This is a genomic window from Bacillus sp. LH1, from assembly GCF_057924895.1.
The window spans coordinates 685555-704790 of record NZ_CM175007.1; the positions used below are offsets into that span (position 1 = coordinate 685555).

General features: G+C 35.0%; 17 protein-coding genes and 1 pseudogene. 13 read left to right on the plus strand and 5 right to left on the minus strand.

Going from position 1 to position 19236, the window contains the following annotated elements; all coding sequences use genetic code 11:
• Position 1: 1 nt before the first annotated feature.
• The 5 genes and pseudogenes from ACX9TM_RS03475 to ACX9TM_RS03495 all read left to right on the plus strand — a co-directional run.
• Positions 2 to 937 (plus strand): ABC transporter permease subunit, encoded by a 936-nt coding sequence (locus tag ACX9TM_RS03475; protein WP_001074646.1) that lies wholly within the window; start codon positions 2 to 4, stop codon positions 935 to 937.
• A 14-nt stretch (positions 938 to 951) separates the two neighbouring features.
• Positions 952 to 1878 (plus strand): ribose ABC transporter substrate-binding protein RbsB, encoded by a 927-nt coding sequence (gene rbsB, locus ACX9TM_RS03480; protein WP_000758976.1) that lies wholly within the window; start codon positions 952 to 954, stop codon positions 1876 to 1878.
• A 34-nt stretch (positions 1879 to 1912) separates the two neighbouring features.
• Entirely contained in the window at positions 1913 to 2560 is a 648-nt protein-coding gene (gene fsa, locus ACX9TM_RS03485) for a fructose-6-phosphate aldolase (protein WP_000667670.1), read from the plus strand.
• Positions 2561 to 2941: 381 nt separating this feature from the next.
• The gene (gene inhA2 / locus ACX9TM_RS03490) at positions 2942 to 5341 is read left to right on the plus strand and encodes a M6 family metalloprotease immune inhibitor InhA2 (protein WP_072770180.1); all 2400 of its coding nucleotides are present in this window, start codon (positions 2942 to 2944) and stop codon (positions 5339 to 5341) included.
• Positions 5342 to 5770: 429 nt separating this feature from the next.
• Positions 5771 to 5983, plus strand: a pseudogene (locus ACX9TM_RS03495) (hypothetical protein); the annotation flags it as partial.
• Between the two features lie 16 nt (positions 5984 to 5999).
• Here the strand turns inward: ACX9TM_RS03495 and ACX9TM_RS03500 are convergent.
• On the minus strand, positions 6000 to 7154 hold the full coding sequence (locus ACX9TM_RS03500) for an MFS transporter (protein WP_000873271.1): 1155 nt from the start codon (positions 7152 to 7154) through the stop codon (positions 6000 to 6002).
• Positions 7155 to 7379: 225 nt separating this feature from the next.
• Between ACX9TM_RS03500 and bdhA the strand changes: the two genes are divergently transcribed.
• From bdhA to ACX9TM_RS03530, 6 genes are all read left to right on the plus strand, one after another.
• On the plus strand, positions 7380 to 8432 hold the full coding sequence (gene bdhA / locus ACX9TM_RS03505; protein ID WP_000645827.1) for a (R,R)-butanediol dehydrogenase: 1053 nt from the start codon (positions 7380 to 7382) through the stop codon (positions 8430 to 8432).
• Between the two features lie 119 nt (positions 8433 to 8551).
• A complete protein-coding gene (locus ACX9TM_RS03510) occupies positions 8552 to 8896 on the plus strand; it encodes a potassium channel family protein (protein WP_000948210.1) in 345 nt (114 codons plus the stop codon).
• A gap of 253 nt (positions 8897 to 9149) precedes the next feature.
• Positions 9150 to 10001 (plus strand): phospholipase CerA, encoded by an 852-nt coding sequence (gene cerA / locus ACX9TM_RS03515; RefSeq protein WP_000730997.1) that lies wholly within the window; start codon positions 9150 to 9152, stop codon positions 9999 to 10001.
• Positions 10002 to 10077: 76 nt separating this feature from the next.
• Positions 10078 to 11079, plus strand: a complete 1002-nt coding sequence (gene sph / locus ACX9TM_RS03520; RefSeq protein WP_065382380.1) for a sphingomyelinase C — start codon at positions 10078 to 10080, stop codon at positions 11077 to 11079.
• Between the two features lie 107 nt (positions 11080 to 11186).
• The gene (locus tag ACX9TM_RS03525; protein WP_000373756.1) at positions 11187 to 12359 is read left to right on the plus strand and encodes an amino acid deaminase/aldolase; all 1173 of its coding nucleotides are present in this window, start codon (positions 11187 to 11189) and stop codon (positions 12357 to 12359) included.
• Positions 12347 to 13663, plus strand: a complete 1317-nt coding sequence (locus tag ACX9TM_RS03530) for a D-arabinono-1,4-lactone oxidase (protein ID WP_000948958.1) — start codon at positions 12347 to 12349, stop codon at positions 13661 to 13663. The genes ACX9TM_RS03525 and ACX9TM_RS03530 overlap by 13 nt, the downstream gene beginning before the upstream one ends.
• Positions 13664 to 13716: 53 nt before the next feature.
• Here ACX9TM_RS03530 and ACX9TM_RS03535 read toward each other — a convergent pair whose 3' ends face one another.
• Positions 13717 to 14868 (minus strand): VanZ family protein, encoded by a 1152-nt coding sequence (locus tag ACX9TM_RS03535; RefSeq protein ID WP_000128025.1) that lies wholly within the window; start codon positions 14866 to 14868, stop codon positions 13717 to 13719.
• 171 nt (positions 14869 to 15039) lie between these two features.
• Between ACX9TM_RS03535 and ACX9TM_RS03540 the strand changes: the two genes are divergently transcribed.
• Positions 15040 to 15243, plus strand: coding sequence for a hypothetical protein (locus ACX9TM_RS03540; protein ID WP_001268332.1), 204 nt, complete (start codon positions 15040 to 15042; stop codon positions 15241 to 15243).
• Positions 15244 to 15370: 127 nt separating this feature from the next.
• Here the strand turns inward: ACX9TM_RS03540 and ACX9TM_RS03545 are convergent, their stop codons facing one another.
• From ACX9TM_RS03545 to ACX9TM_RS03555, 3 genes are all read right to left on the minus strand, one after another.
• A complete protein-coding gene (locus tag ACX9TM_RS03545; protein ID WP_000471238.1) occupies positions 15371 to 15658 on the minus strand; it encodes a hypothetical protein in 288 nt (95 codons plus the stop codon).
• 179 nt (positions 15659 to 15837) lie between these two features.
• Complete coding sequence (locus ACX9TM_RS03550; protein ID WP_000434794.1) at positions 15838 to 16650, minus strand: undecaprenyl-diphosphate phosphatase; 813 nt, start codon at positions 16648 to 16650, stop codon at positions 15838 to 15840.
• A 136-nt stretch (positions 16651 to 16786) separates the two neighbouring features.
• Positions 16787 to 17728 (minus strand): methyl-accepting chemotaxis protein, encoded by a 942-nt coding sequence (locus ACX9TM_RS03555; protein WP_000495031.1) that lies wholly within the window; start codon positions 17726 to 17728, stop codon positions 16787 to 16789.
• A gap of 220 nt (positions 17729 to 17948) precedes the next feature.
• On the opposite strand from ACX9TM_RS03555, the gene ACX9TM_RS03560 reads away from it, so the two are divergent.
• The gene (locus ACX9TM_RS03560) at positions 17949 to 19229 is read left to right on the plus strand and encodes a 3D domain-containing protein (RefSeq protein ID WP_059304140.1); all 1281 of its coding nucleotides are present in this window, start codon (positions 17949 to 17951) and stop codon (positions 19227 to 19229) included.
• The last annotated feature ends 7 nt before the right edge of the window (positions 19230 to 19236 follow it).

Below are 19236 nucleotides of genomic sequence, written 5' to 3' on the forward strand. Positions count from 1 at the left end.
GATGGCTAAGAAGGGGAATGTATTACAACAACTCGGTTCTTTAATCGGTTTAGTATTAATTATCGTCGTAATTACAGCTTTAAATCCAGCGTTCATTGAAATTCCAAATTTATTTAATATACTGCGTCAAGTATCGATTAATGCGCTTATTGCATTTGGAATGACCTTCGTAATTTTAACAGGGGGTATTGACTTATCGGTAGGTTCTATTTTAGCATTATCAAGTGCACTTGTTGCTGGAATGATGGCAAGTGGCATGGATCCGTTCCTTGCAATGGTAGTTGGACTATTAGCAGGCCTTGTAATGGGAATTGTAAACGGTATCATCATTGCGAAAGGAAAAGTAGCTCCATTTATTGCAACTTTAGCAACAATGACTATTTTTCGTGGGTTGACGCTTGTTTATATGGACGGACGTCCGATCACTGGTCTTGGTGATCATTTAATGTTCCAAATGTTTGGCCGCGGTTATTTTCTTGGTATTCCGGTACCCGCTGTTACAATGATGATCGCTTTCGCAGTACTGTACTTCATTTTGAAGAAAACGACATTTGGTCGCCGTACATTTGCAATTGGTGGAAATGAAGAAGCAGCAGCACTATCAGGTATTAATGTTACGAGAATTAAAGTAATGATTTACGGTCTTTCCGGAATTTTGGCAGCGCTTGCAGGTATTGTCTTAACATCGCGATTAGATTCTGCACAGCCGACTGCAGGTACTTCTTATGAATTAGATGCAATTGCAGCAGTTGTATTAGGTGGAACAAGTCTTTCTGGGGGAAGAGGATGGATTGTTGGTACATTCATCGGTGTACTTATTATCGGTGTACTAAATAACGGTTTAAATTTATTAGGTGTATCTTCTTTCTTCCAACAAGTTGTAAAAGGACTTGTAATCTTATTAGCTGTATTAATTGATCGTAGAAAAGAAGCGTAATGGAGGGACAGTTCATGAAGAAATGGTTACTTATACTCGTTGCATGTATTATGGTCATTACTGCTGGTTGTTCAATGGAACCGCCAGAATGGGCAAAGGATTCTAGCGATAAAGGTCGAAATAAAACTATTAAAGTTGGATTCTCTGTTTCAACTTTAAATAATCCCTTCTTTGTAACTTTGAAAAAGGGGGCAGAAAAGAAAGCGAAAGATAGTGGCATCGAATTGATTGCTGTTGATGCGCAAAATGATGCAGCAAAGCAAACGAACGATGTTGAAGATTTAATTCAAAAGGGTGTCGATGTAGTTGTTATTAATCCGACCGATTCAGATGCTGTTGCTTCAGCAGTAAGTGCAGCAAACGCAGCAAATGTTCCTGTTATTACAGTAGACCGCGTTGCGAATTCAGGTAAGGTTGTTTCTCACATTGCATCTAATAATATCGAAGGTGGTCAAATGGCTAGTGATTACATTCGTGAATTAGTCGGCGAAGGAGCAAACGTTGCTGAGTTAGAAGGAATCCCTGGATCGTCTGCTGCTCGTGAACGTGGGAAAGGATTCCATAACGTAGCCGATAAGTCTTTAAAAGTAGTTGCCAAACAAGCGGCTGATTTTGATAGAGCGAAAGGATTATCTGTTATGGAAAACATTTTGCAAGCAAATAGCGATATTAAAGCCGTGTTTGCTCATAACGACGAGATGGCATTAGGTGCACTTGAAGCATTGAAGTCTGCTGGAAAAACAGATGTAGTAGTTGTTGGATTTGATGCAACAGAAGATGCTGTGAAAGCGGTTAACGATGGGCGTATGGCTGCAACAGTCGCTCAAAAACCAGAATTAATCGGAGAGAAGGCGATGCAAACAGCAAAAGAGATAACACAAGGTAAAAAAGTGGACAAATCTATTCCGATTGAATTAGAGCTTATTAAGAAAAATAAATAAATATAAAATGAAAATTAGGAAGGAAGAACAACAAATGAAATTCTTTATTGATACAGCAAACATTAACGAAATTAAAGAGGCAAATGAATTAGGCGTATTAGCTGGAGTAACGACAAATCCATCACTTGTAGCAAAAGAAGGCGTAGATTTCCACGAGCGCATTCGTGAAATTTGCAACGTTGTAGAAGGACCTGTAAGTGCAGAAGTAATTAGCTTAGAAGCTGATAAAATGATTGAAGAAGGAAAAGAATTAGCGAAGATTGCTCCAAACGTTGTTGTAAAAGTTCCAATGACAACAGAAGGTTTAAAAGCAGTAAAAGCGTTCTCTGATTTAGGAATTCGTACAAACGTTACATTAGTATTCTCAGCAGTTCAAGCATTACTTGCTGCTCGTGCTGGTGCAACGTACGTTTCACCATTCTTAGGTCGTTTAGATGATATCGGTCATAACGGTATGGATTTAATTCGTCAAATCGCAGAAATCTTTGCAATTCATGGTATCGAAACAGAAATCATCGCAGCATCTGTACGTCACAGCGTTCACGTAACTGACGCAGCATTAAACGGTGCACATATTGCAACAATCCCAGCAAACGTAATTGCTTCATTAGTGAAGCACCCATTAACAGATCAAGGAATTGAGAAATTCTTAGCTGATTGGGAAAAAACACAAGAGAAATAATAGAAAAGCAAGAATCCTAGTTTAATTGACTAGGATTCTTTTTTATTTAAAAGAATTTTCATGCAATTTTGCATATTGTCTTTTAAATTTGTTATATAAGATATTTAATATATATCACATAACTCTTTATTTTTAATATTTCGACATAAAGTGAAACTTTAATCAGTGGGGGCTTTGTTCATCCCCCCACTGATTATTAATTGAACCAAGAGATAAAAAGATAGAGGGTCTGACCAGAAAACTGGAGGGCATGATTCTATAACAAAAAGCTTAATGTTTATAGAATTATGTCTTTTTATATAGGGAGGGTAGTAAACAGAGATTTGGACAAAAATGCACCGATTTATCTGAATTTTAAGTTTTATAAAGGGGAGAAATGGAATGAGAAGAAAAGCACCATTTAAAGTGTTGTCATCATTAGCAATTGCGGCAATTATCGGATGTACATCTGTAATGAGTGCTCCGTTAGCATATGCAGAAACGGTAGCAAAAGAGAAAGATAGTGTATCTACAACACCAATTGATTACAATTTAATTCAAGAAGATCGTTTAGCGGAAGCTCTGAAAGAAAGAGGAACAATTAATCCAGCATCTTCTAAAGAAGAGACGAAAAAAGCTGTTGAGCAATATATTGAAAAGAAACAAGGAGATCAGGCGAATAAAGAAATTCTTCCAGATGCTCACTCACAAGAAACATCTGATTTCACAAAAAAAGTAAAAGAGAAAAAGATGGAAGAAAAGGAAAATGTAAAAAAGGCTGAAAAAAATGTTAGCCTTGAGCAAAAGCCAGAACCAAATAAAAAGCAATTGAATGGGCAAGTTCCAACTTCAAAAGCAAAGCAAGCTCCATATAAGGGATCTGTTCGATCGGATAAAGTATTAGTGTTACTCGTTGAATTTAGTGATTATAAACATAATAATATTGATCAAACACCAGGTTATATGTATTCGGAAGACTTTAGTAGAGAACATTATCAAAAGATGTTGTTCGGTAATGAGCCGTATACTTTATTTGATGGTTCAAAAGTAAAAACGTTTAAACAATACTATGAAGAGCAGTCTGGTGGTAGTTATACGACAGATGGATATGTAACGGAGTGGCTAACTGTTCCAGGAAAAGCATCTGATTATGGAGCTGATGGTAGCAGTGGTCACGATAATAAAGGTCCAAAGGGTGCACGTGATTTAGTGAAAGAAGCTTTGCATGCAGCTGCTGAGAAAGGACTAGATTTATCTCAGTTTGATCAATTTGATAGATATGATACAAACGGGGACGGGAATCAAAATGAACCTGACGGTGTAATTGATCATTTAATGGTAATCCATGCTGGTGTTGGGCAAGAAGCTGGTGGCGGTAAATTAGGTGATGATGCGATCTGGTCACATCGTTCAAAATTAGCAGTAGATCCAGTAGCGATTGAAGGTACGAAATCAAAGGTAGATTACTTTGGTGGTAAAGTAGCAGCACATGATTACACAATTGAACCAGAAGATGGAGCTGTAGGTGTGTTTGCACATGAATTTGGACATGATCTTGGATTACCAGATGAATATGACACGAAATATACTGGAAATGGTTCACCAGTCGAAGCTTGGTCATTAATGAGTGGAGGTAGTTGGACAGGGAAAATCGCAGGAACAGAGCCGACTAGTTTTTCACCACAAAATAAAGACTTCTTACAAAAGAATATGGGTGGTAACTGGGCAAAAATATTAGAAGTAGATTACGATAAAATTAAGAGTGGTGTGGGAGTTCCTACCTATATTGATCAAAGTGTTACGAAATCAAATCGTCCAGGCGTTGTACGTGTTAACTTACCAGGTAAAAGTGTTGAAACGATTAAACCGGAGTTTGGAAAGCATGCATATTATAGTACAAGAGGCGATGATATGCATACAACGTTAGAGACACCATTCTTTGATTTAACAAAGGGAACAAATGCAAAATTCGATTATAAAGCAAATTATGAGTTAGAAGCAGAGTGCGATTTCGTCGAAGTACATGTAGTAACAGAAGATGGAACGAAAACATTAATTGATAGACTTGGGGAAAAAGTAGTCCAAGGAGATAAAGATACAACAGATGGGAAATGGATTGATAAATCATATGATTTAAGTCAATTTAAAGGCAAAAAAGTGAAACTACAATTCGACTATATTACAGATCCGGCTGTAACATATAAAGGTTTTGCGATAGACAATGTAAATGTAACTGTTGATGGACAAGTTGTATTTTTTGATGATGCAGAAGGACAGTCTAAAATGAATTTAAATGGTTTTGTTGTTTCTGATGGGACAGAGAAGAAAGCTCATTATTACTACTTAGAGTGGAGAAATTATGCGGGATCAGATAATGGTTTAAAAGCAGGAAAAGGTCCAGTGTATAATACAGGTCTTGTCGTTTGGTATGCAGATGATAGTTTCAAAGATAACTGGGTTGGGGTGCATCCAGGTGAAGGATTCCTTGGTGTTGTAGATTCTCATCCAGAAGCGCTAGTTGGTAATTTAAACGGAAAACCAGCATACGGTAATACAGGCATGCAAATTGCAGATGCAGCATTTTCATTTGATAAAACACCAGCATGGAGTGTAAATTCATTAACACGTGGTCAGTTTAACTATTCTGGATTACAAGGTGTTACAACTTTTGATGATTCAAAAGTATATAGTAACAAGCAAATTGCAGACGCAGGAAGAAAAGTTCCAAACCTTGGACTTAAATTCCAAGTTGTTGGACAGGCAGAAGATAAATCGGCAGGCGCTGTTTGGATTAAACGTTAATAACATAAAAGCACATTCTTCATATGAAGAGTGTGCTTTTTAATTTGTACAGTAAGTTATTATTTTAGTTTATCCCGCATTAACGGTCAGTAAGATCCCCACCTCAAAATTCAGTGGAAGTAAAGAAGTTAGTTGGGAGATCAACTGCCCGTAAAAGCCCGATTGGTTCAACTAATAATCAGTGGGGAGGAACAAAACCCCCACTGATTAAAGTTTCACTTTATGTAATACAAGTGTTTATTCATGTGTACTGTATCAAATTATGTGGGGAAAGGAAATATTTCCGAGGAAATTGTCGAAGTATCGTCAGTATTTATAAACTTTCTGTTTAAAAGAAGAGATGTATTATTGCCTTTACGGCTCAATTTATTTACATTGTTATTTGGTTATACACAAAAGTAATATATTGGGCAAAAAGAGTTCTATTCGATAGGGCTCTTTGGTTTTGTATTTGATATACAAATATTAACCTCGATTGTTTGGAAATGTATCTTCTTGTTTAGCGTCAGTTGGACTTTAACTGCAGTTTTTGTTTTTCGTTTATATGAAGAGCGAGATGAGCCATTACCTTTTATATTTAAATTAATTGGCATTATTCCAACGCTTCCATTGTATTATGGATTATATAAATATGCAAAGTAAAAAAGACAACGATGGATTATCCCATCATTGTCTTTTTTACTTTGCTTCTTACATAAATCATCCCAGCAAATGTTAATAAAAATGCTGTCCCGATAATGAAGCTGATGCTAGGTGATGCTCCGATTGCGCCGACTGTAAAGGAGCCAGCAACAACTCCTAATGAGAAGAAGGCATAAAATAATCCGAATGCCTTTCCGCGATTATCGTCTGTAGTATTTTCAACAAGTAAAGCGTTAATAGACGGAAAGAGGATTGCGAATCCAATTCCATAAATCATCATTACGATAAAGAGCATACCTTTTGTAGCAAATAATCCGAGTAAAGATAATGCGAATGCCATAACTGCAATTCCGATTAGCATTAGTTTCGAACGATTAAATCGATCATAAATACGATTTGTTGGAAGCAAGAAGAAGAGGATAGCAGTTATACCAAATACACTTAACATCATGCCTGTTGTAGATGCTTTAAGCGCTAATGCCTCAACTTTTACTGGTAACATATAAGTGACAATTCCTTGTGAAAACATTAATGTGAAAGCACCAATATATGCTTGTAATAACGGTTCTGATTTTAAAAGTTCAACCATATCTTCTTTGTTCATCATTTGTGTTCTTGATGTATCTTTTCTTGATACGTTATTTGGTAAGAAGAATAGAGATACGATCGTACCAAGAGCCATTAAAATAGAAATAGTAATGAAGACCCACTCTACGCCAGCTGTTGCTTTCATAATACCGCTGAAAGCAGGTCCTACGATTGCGGCTGTTCCAACAGCAGCACCAGATAGAGCCATTGCTTTTCCTTGTCTTTTTGCATTTGTTTGTTTTGATAAAAATGTAAAGGCAGCAGGAATTAAAAAGCCATCACTAAATCCATGCATAAAGCGCACAACTAATAGTTGTTCACCACTTTGAACAACGGTGTATAACAAGACTATGAAACTCGTAATTCCCATGCTTATATAAAGGATTTTTTTTGCACCAAATTTATCGACAGCGGCTCCAGCAATAATATTACCGATCATATTAGCGAATGAGTACATACCGACAACTAGCCCGATAATAAGAGGAGTTCCTCCAAGGCTTTGAGCGAAAGTACTCATAATAGGTAATTGTGAAAATGTATCTAAAAATGCCACGATAACGATAAAGTAAATAAAATATTTCAAGCGATATTCACCTCTCCTATGCTATTATGGCACAATGCTAATTTCACCTGCAATGAAATTGAATTAACAGATGTGGAAAAAAGTACAAAGTGACAAAATATTGAACGTTATTTGTAAAAAATTAGTGGGGATGTGATTGTTTTTTTGAAATATATGGATAGAAGTATTATAATAGAATTGTAAACTTCACCAGGTTAAGTATATACATAGAGAGGGATGTATAAAATGAAAGCACTACTTTGGCATAATCAACGTGATGTACGAGTAGAAGAAGTACCAGAACCAACAGTAAAACCAGGAACAGTGAAAATCAAAGTTAAATGGTGTGGTATTTGTGGGACAGACTTGCATGAATATTTAGCAGGGCCTATTTTTATTCCAACAGAAGAACATCCATTAACACATGTGAAAGCACCTGTTATTTTAGGTCATGAGTTTAGTGGTGAGGTAATAGAGATTGGTGAAGGAGTTACATCTCATAAAGTGGGAGACCGCGTTGTTGTAGAGCCAATTTATTCTTGTGGTAAATGTGAAGCTTGTAAACATGGACATTACAATGTTTGTGAACAACTTGTTTTCCACGGTCTTGGCGGAGAAGGCGGCGGTTTCTCTGAATATACAGTAGTACCAGAAGATATGGTTCATCACATTCCAGATGAAATGACGTATGAACAAGGTGCGCTTGTAGAACCAGCAGCAGTAGCAGTTCATGCAGTACGTCAAAGTAAATTAAAAGAAGGGGAAGCTGTAGCTGTATTTGGTTGCGGTCCAATTGGACTTCTTGTTATCCAAGCAGCTAAAGCAGCAGGAGCAACTCCTGTTATTGCAGTTGAACTTTCTAAAGAACGTCAAGAGTTAGCGAAATTAGCAGGTGCGGATTATGTATTAAATCCAGCAACTCAAGATGTGTTAGCTGAAATTCGTAACTTAACAAATGGTTTAGGTGTAAATGTTAGCTTTGAAGTAACAGGTGTTGAAGTTGTACTACGCCAAGCGATTGAAAGTACAAGCTTCGAAGGACAAACTGTAATTGTTAGTGTATGGGAAAAAGACGCAACAATTACTCCAAATAATTTAGTATTAAAAGAAAAAGAAGTTATTGGTATTTTAGGATACCGTCACATCTTCCCAGCCGTTATTAAATTAATTAGCTCTGGTCAAATTCAAGCAGAGAAATTAATTACGAAAAAAATTACAGTCGATCAAGTTGTTGAAGAAGGATTTGAAGCACTTGTAAAAGATAAAACACAAGTGAAAATTCTTGTTTCACCTAAATAAGATAGAATCGAATAGAGTAGCCCTTTTCTAGAAATAGAAGAGGGCTACTTTTTTTCTATACTGAAAGGTGATAGACTTTCCTTTGACTCAATGTATTTTTGTTTGGAAGGGAGAATCTAATGCTTTCATTTTTGTTAACTTTAAAGCGAATGTTAAGAGCCTGTTTACGAGCGTGGAAAGATAAAGAATTTCAAGTATTATTTGTATTAACAATTTTGACTTTAATATCGGGTACGATTTTTTATAGTACAGTTGAAGGATTACGTCCTATTGACGCTTTATATTTTAGTGTGGTCACGTTGACGACTGTCGGTGATGGGAATTTTAGTCCGCAAACTGATTTCGGAAAGATATTTACAATCTTATACATATTTATTGGGATTGGACTAGTGTTTGGATTTATTCATAAGTTAGCAGTTAATGTACAATTGCCAAGTATATTATCGAATAGAAAAAAAGAGTAAAGCATTCAGATGCTTTACTTTTTTTTTACATTAGTTTAGACAAGCCTTAATAATAGTTTATTAAAATGAAAGTGTATTCATTCATTATATTCACTGTGTATAAAGTTATAATGATATGAACATTTGCATATTTTAATTTATTGATAGAAATTTCATGAAAGGTGGGATATTCTAGTCATAGGTTAACCGGACGACATCATAGGATCCTAACAAAATGTTTACAATAATTCAATTATAAAATGGAGGATTTTATATGAAAAAGAAAGTACTTGCTTTAGCGGCAGCTATTACATTAGTTGCTCCATTACAAAGTGTTGCATTTGCTCATGAAAATGATGGGGGACAGAGATTTGGAGTTATTCCGCGCTGGTCTGCTGAAGATAAACATAAAGAAGGCGTGAATTCTCATTTATGGATTGTAAACCGTGCAATTGATATTATGTCTCGTAATACAACACTTGTAAAACAAGATCGAGTTGCACTATTAAATGAATGGCGTACTGAGTTAGAGAACGGTATTTATGCTGCTGACTATGAAAATCCTTATTATGATAATAGCACATTTGCTTCACATTTCTATGACCCTGACAATGGGAAAACTTATATTCCGTATGCAAAGCAAGCAAAGGAAACAGGAGCTAAATATTTTAAATTAGCTGGTGAGTCTTATAAAAATAAAGATATGAAACAAGCGTTCTTCTATTTAGGATTATCTCTTCATTATTTAGGGGATGTAAACCAACCGATGCATGCGGCAAACTTTACGAATCTATCGTATCCACAAGGATTCCATTCTAAATATGAAAACTTTGTAGATACGATAAAAGATAATTATAAAGTAACGGATGGAAATGGATATTGGAACTGGAAAGGTACGAATCCAGAAGATTGGATTCATGGAGCGGCAGTAGTTGCGAAACAAGATTACGCTGGCATTGTAAATGATAATACGAAAGATTGGTTCGTGAGAGCTGCTGTATCACAAGAATATGCAGATAAATGGCGCGCTGAAGTTACACCAATGACAGGTAAGCGTTTAATGGATGCACAACGTGTTACTGCTGGATATATTCAGCTTTGGTTTGATACGTACGGAAATCGTTAAGTATTTAAAAAAGGTCAAATCTCAGAATAGAGTATTTGGCCTTTTTATCACTATACAATACATGGAGGTATGAAACGTGAAAGGTAAATTGCTAAAAGGTGTACTTAGCTTAGGTGTTGGTTTAGGAGCTTTATATAGCGGAACGTCAGCTCAAGCAGAAGTGTCTACAAATCAAAATGATACATTAAAAGTGATGACGCATAATGTATATATGCTATCAACAAACTTATATCCGAACTGGGGACAAACTGAGCGTGCTGATTTAATCGGGGCGGCAGATTATATAAAGAATCAAGATGTAGTTATATTAAATGAAGTGTTTGATAATAGCGCTTCAGATCGTTTATTAGGGAATTTGAAGAAAGAATATCCAAATCAAACAGCAGTATTAGGTCGTAGTAGTGGAAGTGAATGGGATAAAACGTTAGGAAACTATTCATCTTCAACTCCTGAAGATGGTGGCGTTGCGATTGTGAGCAAATGGCCAATCGCTGAAAAGATTCAATATGTATTTGCAAAAGGATGCGGGCCAGATAATTTATCGAATAAAGGATTTGTATACACGAAAATTAAGAAAAATGATCGTTTCGTTCACGTGATTGGGACGCATTTGCAGGCTGAAGATAGTATGTGCGGAAAAACTTCACCAGCATCTGTACGTACGAACCAATTAAAAGAAATTCAAGATTTTATTAAAAATAAAAATATACCAAATAATGAGTATGTGTTAATTGGTGGTGATATGAACGTAAATAAGATAAATGCAGAGAACAATAATGATTCAGAGTATGCATCTATGTTTAAAACATTGAACGCTTCTGTACCATCTTATACTGGACATACAGCGACTTGGGATGCAACGACAAACAGTATTGCAAAATATAATTTCCCTGATAGTACTGCCGAATATTTAGATTATATTATTGCAAGCAAAGACCATGCGAACCCATCGTATATAGAGAATAAGGTGTTACAGCCGAAATCTCCACAATGGACTGTTACATCATGGTTCCAAAAATATACGTATAATGATTACTCTGATCATTATCCAGTAGAGGCGACTATTTCTATGAAGTAGTTTCAAAAAGTTTCTTCGTAAAGAAGAAACTTTTTTTATTTGCAAACAGGAAAATCATACTTTCTTTCCAATATGTATAAGACATATTGAAAAGAGGAGAGAAAAATGTGGATCGAGGAATTTTTAAAGAAGTTCCATTACCGTGTGCATTTTTGGATGAAGTGGCTTTAGATAGAAATATTCAATCGATTATAGAGTTAAGTGGAAATAAGAAGATTCGTATAGCGAGTAAATCGTTACGTTCTGTTCCGATTATGCAAAAGATTTTAGCTGCAAATGATCGATTTCAAGGTATTATGTGCTTTTCACCTAGAGAGGTTTTATTTTTAATAGAACAAGGATTTAATGATTTATTGCTCGGATATCCTGCTTATGATGAAAGAGCTTTGTGTGAAATTAGTTTGCTAACAAAGAAAGGTTTCATTATAACTTGTATGGTGGATTGTGAAGAGCATATTGTGTATTTAGAAAAAATTGCTGAGAAATCTAAAGGATGTTTTCGTGTTTGTTTGGATATTGATATGAGTAGTCGTTTCTTTCAATTTCATTTTGGTGTACAAAGATCCCCAGTAAAAAATGTGCAGGATGCGTTGAAAGTAGTAGAAAAGGTGAGAAGGTCATCATATTTAATGTTAGATGGTGTGATGGGTTATGAAGCTCAAATTGCTGGGGTGGGAGACCATATACCGAATCAATGGCTGAAAAGTAAAGTGATTTCGTATTTAAAGCAGAAATCAGTGCTAGAAGTGAAAGAAAGAAGAGAATATATTGTAAAAGCAATACAAAAACTTGGTATTGAGCTAAGGTTTGTAAATGGAGGCGGAACAGGAAGCATAAAAACAACTGAGAAAGATAATTCAGTTTCAGAGATTACAATAGGTTCTGCTTTTTATTCTCCGAAGCTGTTTGATTATTATAAAGAGGTGAAATTTCATCCAGCGGTCGGATTTGCTTTACCAGTTGTGCGTAAACCAGTCCCGTTTATTTACACTTGCCTAGGTGGTGGATATATTGCTTCAGGAGCAGTTGGAAAAGATAAAGAGCCTGAAGTTTGGAGACCGAAGGGTGCAAAACTATTAGCTTTAGAAGGTGCTGGCGAGGTACAAACGCCAATTTTTTATAGCGGCGAGGAACGAGTGGATATAGGAGAGTCCATTTTGTTTCGTCATAGTAAGGCTGGTGAATTATGTGAGCGCTTTCCTTTTTTGTATCGTGTCAAAAAAGGAGAGATTGTTGGGGAGTATTCAACATATCGGGGGGATGGCCAATGCTTTCTATAAAGGGACAAAAGTGGAGGAATTGGACAGGGAATGTAGAAGGAACGCCGCATTATACGATGTATCCAGAAAGTATACAAGATGTAGTAGAAGTAGTGGGGCTTGCACGAAAAAAGGGGCGGAAAATTCGTGTTGTTGGTTCAGGACACTCGTTTACACCCCTTGTGCAAACCGAAGAAGTTTTAGTTTCTTTAGATGAATTGAAGGGCATTGTGAATATTGATGAAGAGAAGATGGTCGCTGAAGTGTGGGCAGGAACAAAGTTATATGATTTAGGGAAGTTACTTGAGGAAAAAGGTTATGCGCAAGAAAATTTAGGGGATATTGATTCACAATCTATTGCAGGAGCGATTAGTACGGGGACTCATGGAACGGGTATTACCTTTGGGAGTTTATCAACACAAGTTATAGAGATTACGGCCGTTTTATCTAATGGTGAGAGTATAGTTTGTTCGGAAGCTGAGAACGTAGAATATTGGAGAGCGTTTCAGTTGTCACTTGGAATGTTAGGTATCATTGTAAAGATAAAATTGAAGGTTATTCCAGCGTATTCACTCGTTTATGAAAGTGAAAAACAGTCATTATCTACTGTAATGAATAAACTAGAAGAGTATAAGAAGCATCGTCACTTTGAATTTTTTGTTTTTCCTTATTCTGATGAAGTACAAGTAAAACTTACGAACGAAACAACGCATACAGGCAGTGATTTGAAATGGCATAAACTAAAGGTGGAGTTACTTGAAAATAGGATGTTCTCTTTGCTATCTAAAGGGTGTAAATGGTTTCCTTCTATAAGTAAAGGAGTGAGTCGATTATCAGCTAAGGCTGTACCAAACACAAAAATAATTGGACCGAGCTATGAAGTATTTGCTACATCACGTACGGTACCATTTTATGAAATGGAGTATAGCATTCCTTCAAAGTATATGAGGACGGTTGTAGAAGAAATCTCAAATCTTATTGAAAAGAAAAAGTATAAGGTGCACTTCCCGATCGAATGCCGCTATGTGAAAGGTGATGATATATGGCTTAGTCCAGCCTATGGAAGAGATTCAGCGTATATCGCTGTTCATATGTATAAAGGTATGAAATATGCTGCTTACTTTGGCGAAGTGGAAAAAATTTTTCTGAAGTATGAAGGGCGTCCGCATTGGGGGAAAATGCATACATTATCGTATGAGCAATTACAAGATATATATCCAGAATTTCATTCGTTTTTACAGGCGAGGAAGTCTCTAGATGAACTTGGAATGTTTTTTAATCCTTATGCAGAAAAGTTATTTATCCCGCTATTTGCTGGGCAGTAAGACCCCCACTGATTAAAGTTTCACATTATGTATATAAAAAAGCTGACAAATAATTATTTGTCAGCTTTTTTTAGTGTAATTGCATTTCTTGTATGACTAATATGTTCATAAAATAGTAGTTTATCACGGCTAAATACATGCAGTAAAACATGAATAATGAATAGGCCGTTAATGATAAATAGGAATAACAATGTAACGAGTAATACTAAAGGTTCTGTATGATTTAACATAGAGCTACTAGAAAGAATATAATTGATTCCGCCTAACGCAAAATAAAATATACCGTAGCGAATAAATAGTTCTTTTAATGTAATACGATCTGATTTTCCTTTCAGATGAATGCGAAGCAATGCTTTCCCAATTGTTTTTCCATTTGTAAAGTATGGAATAAGAATAAAATAAATAAGGATTGAACACGTAATGAAAATGAGTTCATACATATTCGTGTAAGATTGCATATTAGAAACGAAGAAAGAATTTCCTTTGTTTTTAACGACAGGTACGACGATAGATAAGAAAATCCAATCAATTTGCATCGCGATAAGGCGACGAATGAATCCGACTGGTTTCGTTTCCAAATCAATATGACTATCTAACTCGTTTGTCTTCGGAAGGAAGTACGTAAATATTGGTGCAATGATAAAACCAATTACGCCACCTAATGTATTTAAAAACAAATCATCGATATCAAATAATCGGTATGCACAATTGTATATACCGTATAATCCAGTCACTTGTGTTAGCTCGAAAAATAGTGAAAGGAAAAAGGAAATGCAAATTGTTTGTAAGAAACTACGTCGGAAATAATAACGTAAGTAAATACCGAATGGAACAGTTAATAGAACATTAAATGCAACTTGTAAAAACGCAGACTCTTTTAATAAGTAGAAATAAGTAGCTGGTTTCGTTAAAACTGCCGATGTATGACTACTAATCTCTTGTATGAAATAAAATGGTGAGAGTTGCATGTGTTGTGTATTAGCTGGTTGTAGGCTACAAGTATCAAACGTTTGTGGTAACGGCAAAATAACAAGAAAATAGGCATTTAATAAGTAAAGTAATAATGAGTATAAAATAAATGAGCGCCATTTATTTAAATAACCGTATTTTCGATAATTAAATATTAAAAAAGGGATTAAAAGAAACATTGCTAAAAAGGGGAATAAAATAAATGCTGTTTTTACTGGAAATAAATATGCAGTCAAAGTAAAACTCCTTTCAATGAAAATTCGTTTATCATTATAGCGCTAAAAATATTTAAATACAAAGTTAAAATCTTTCGAAATAGAAATAATTACTAATTTTATAGGAATTAAGTTATAATAAATTTAATATGAGGATATTATGATTATGTAAGTTGAGAGAGGGTACAAGAGATGCGATATGAACTTTTTTCTGTAAGTGGGGATCATATTACGACTTTTGAAAGTGCATGGCGTTTTCAGGAGGGAGAACAGATTTTTGTTCATGATGATCAAACAAAAAGAAACTTTATTATTATTCGTCTGACGCATGATGTATTTCAACAAAATAAACATGTTATTCGTTTGTATTGTCAAGAGAAGAAAGTGTATGCATAAGAGAAGCCCTCTTACAGTATGAAAAGTAAGAGGGCTCTTTATCCCGCTATTTGTGGGAAGCACAATTGGTGAGGATTAAAGTTTCACTTTATCATTTTGCCCCTCGTAAGGAATAAAAAGAGAAGGGTTAATGCACATAGGTAGCATTTGATTTGGAAGAAAGTATATAGCCTTGTATTTTGTGCTTCAAAGTTACATGGCCTTCTCTTTGAGAAAGCCATGTATGGTAATCTTGTTGTGTTTTCCATAACAGACGAATCATATATTCTGCCTTATCATTTGTACGATGAACATGTGAAAACTCTATGTTAATACAACCGTTCGTTCCAGGGGAAGGATAATATTGTTTAAGCCCATAAAGTAGCTCATTTTCATATTCGTACTTAATGTGAATGAGTTTAGTAACTATAAACATATAAACACCTCTTTTACGATAATAGTAGGAAAGATAGAATTACTGTAATAGTAAACTTAAATAATATTATACTATTCAGAAAATTCTAAGTAAATAATAGATTTTAACTTAATAGAGGTATAAAAAAGCGAGTCATTCTATTACACTAGATGACTCGCTTTCAATTTGTAAGTTTTACTTTATAAGAAAATAAGAGTAAGTACACCTACGATAATACAATAGAAAGAGAAATATTTTAAATTTCCTTTTGCCATAATGTTCATAAACCATTTTAGTGAAATATACGTCATGATAAATGTTGCGATGAATGCAACGACATATGGTACGAATAATGTGTCTAGATTTGGATCATTTGCAATGTCTGTAATGCTTAACAATAAGCCACCTAAGCTAACAGGAATGTATAGTAAGAATGAGAAGCGAAGTGCTGTTTCTTGCTTCATACCAAGTAACATTGCTGCTACGATTGTGGCACCAGATCGGCTTATTCCGGGAATCAGTGCGCAAGCTTGTGCTAATCCGACGATGATTGCATCTTTCATAGAAAGGTCGCCATCATTTTTACGACCGCGTAAATTTCTAATAATCCAAAGGCCGACAGCAGTAATAAGAAGGGAAATCCCAACCATCTTCACACCTTTTAAGTACTGATCGATGTAATCTTTAAATAAAACACCAATAACACCTGCTGGAATGGTTGCAATAACAAGATAAATAATAAAGAAGAAATCTGATTTTGCGTCTTCTGCTCTTGTAAATATATAAGAGAGACCATTCTTCGTTAGACGAATTAAATCATTTCTATAAATAAGTAATACAGCTAATAATGAAGCTGAATTAACAAGTAGTTCGAAGCTAAACCCTTCTATTTTTAGTCCTAGCAAATGTTGTGCTAAAACGAGATGACCACTTGAAGAAATCGGAATTGGTTCTGTTAGTCCTTGGAACAGACCGAGAATTAAATATTTTAAAACGTAGTAAAATTGTTCCATAATAACCTCCTTGTTTATTAGTTGAAAGAAACAACTTTTCCATTATAACAAAGATATGGATGAATATTGAAAAGAAATAAATATTCAAAATAAAATAAAAATCCCTTATAGCAGTATAAGGGATTTTTATTTTTAATTAAGAAGTTACTGTTTCTTGAAGACTTTTAGACAATTGAACATCGACTTTTTCAGCATCATGAATATGATTCATAATAGTAGTATTTAATTTTTGGAACATTTGTTGTGTGTTAGCGAATTCTCGTAATATGTCATCATTACAAGACTTTTGGTTTTCGATAGCCTTAATAACATTTGTAGCACCATTTTGTAACGTTTGAATCATAACTAAAATATTTTCAATTCTAGCATTTGTATCGGCGCTCATTTCTACACCTTCATCAACTAAATGTAAATTATCTTTTGTGTTATCATATGCTTTTTCAATTTCTTCTTGAATTTTTTTCGTTAAGTTGCCTATGTTTTTTGTACTTTCTGCTGTACTTTCTGCTAGTTTTCTTACTTCATTGGCAACGACAGCGAATCCTTTACCGTGTTCTCCAGCACGTGCGGCTTCAATACTCGCATTTAAAGCAAGTAAATTTGTTTGTGCTGCAATGTTTTGAATGACTTCTACAATTTGCTCGATTTCCTTTGAGCGTTCGCTTAGATGATTCATACTATTAGACGTGCGTTGGGATTGTTCACCTAATTTATTAATTACAATAAGTAAGCGGTGAACGGATTCTTTTCCTTCATTAGAGCAGTCAATAATTTCTGCAATAGACTGAATTAAGCTTTGTTCCTTTTGCAACATTTCATTATTTAACTCATTGGAATGTGTCGTACGTGTTGAAACATTTTCGAAACATGAACTTAATTGTTGAACTAAATTTTGAAGTGTATTGTGTTGGTTATTTACAAGTTGATGCTCTTGGACAACGCTTTGTACACGATCGTGGATAGTAGAAATAGTCTCTTGTTTTTCAATATCTTTTTGTTTTAATTCTGCTTCTAATTCTTGTATACGCTCTTCTAATTGAGCAATTGTATGTTGGAGTGATTTTTTTTGAGTAAACATGTATTTATTTCAACCGCCTTCGAAAGTTATATTTTCTCTATATTTGGATTTTAGCATCTTTTGTATTTTTTAAATATAGGAATTGTTAAATATTTAAGAATCTATTACATTTTATTCATAATTCTCTTTTTTTCGTCACGAAAAATAAACTGTATTTAATCGTTTTGTAAACAAACTGTAAAATAAATCATGTATAACTGTATAAGAAGGGAGTCGGATTATGAACTATTTTAAGCGAATCAGCTGTCTAGTATTAGCAGGAATTATTGGTCTTTCTAGTACAGTCGCTGTTAAAGCAGAGTCAAACGACGAGAAACTTAACAACATGCAACAGCAATTGCAACAAAACGATGCAGAAATGCAAAAGAAAGAGCAAGAGAAGCAAGCTGTTAGTAAAGAAATTAAAGGTATCGAAAACGAACTACATAATTTAAATAATACAATTGCAAAAAATAAAGAGGATCAAGCTGCTATTCAACGTAAAATCGATGAAACACATAAGCAGATTGAACAAAAAAAGGAAGAAATTGTCGTTTTAGAGGATAAAGTCCTTGCTCGTAAAGATATTATGAGAAAACGTATGGTTTCTGTTCAAAACAGCTCAAATACAAGTTTAGTAGTAGAAGTTGTAGTAGAGTCAAAAAACTTTGCAGACTTCTTACAACGTATGAACGCAGTTTCTACTATTCTAGAAGCTGATAAAGAAATTTTACGTCTACAAGAACAAGATCTTCGTCAAATTGAAGAAGATAAGAAAACAATTGACGAAAAAGAAGCATCTTTAGTAGTAGACAAACAAAAATTAGCAAAAGCGCAAGCTGAACTGCAAGATAACTTGAAAAAACGTCAAGATAACTTACAAACAGTTCAAGCTAAATATAATGAGGTTGCAAGTCAACTTAATTTAGCAGCGGAAGAAAAAGCTAAAATTGAATCAAATATGAAGGCAGTACAAGAAACAATTGCTCGTGAACAAGAAGCAGCAAGAATTGCGGCGGAAGAGCGTGCAAAAGCAGAAGCGGCTGCAAAAGCAGAGCAAGAAGCTTTAGCGAAAGCACAAGCGGAAATTGCTGAAAAGCAAAAGCAAGAAAAAGCTAATAAACCAGCTGAACCAGTTGCTAATAATAATTCGAAGGTAGAACCTGCAAAACCTGCACAACCTGAACCATCTTCTAAGCCAACTGCTGGTGGGAAAGAACTTTATGTACATGCAACAGCTTATACAGCAGATCCAGGTGAAAATGGCTATGCACCAGGTCAACAAGTATATTCTGCATGGGGAGGCTATAATCTAACTGCAAACCCAGGAATGAAGTTGATTGCGGTGGACCCATCTGTTATCCCATTAGGTTCTCGTGTATATGTTGAAGGATACGGAGAAGCAATTGCAGCAGATACTGGTGGCGCGATTAAAGGTCACAAAATTGATGTTTTAATGCCAGATAAAGCTTCATCTAGTAAGTGGGGCAGAAAAAATGTTAAGCTTACAATTTTAAACTAAAACGTAA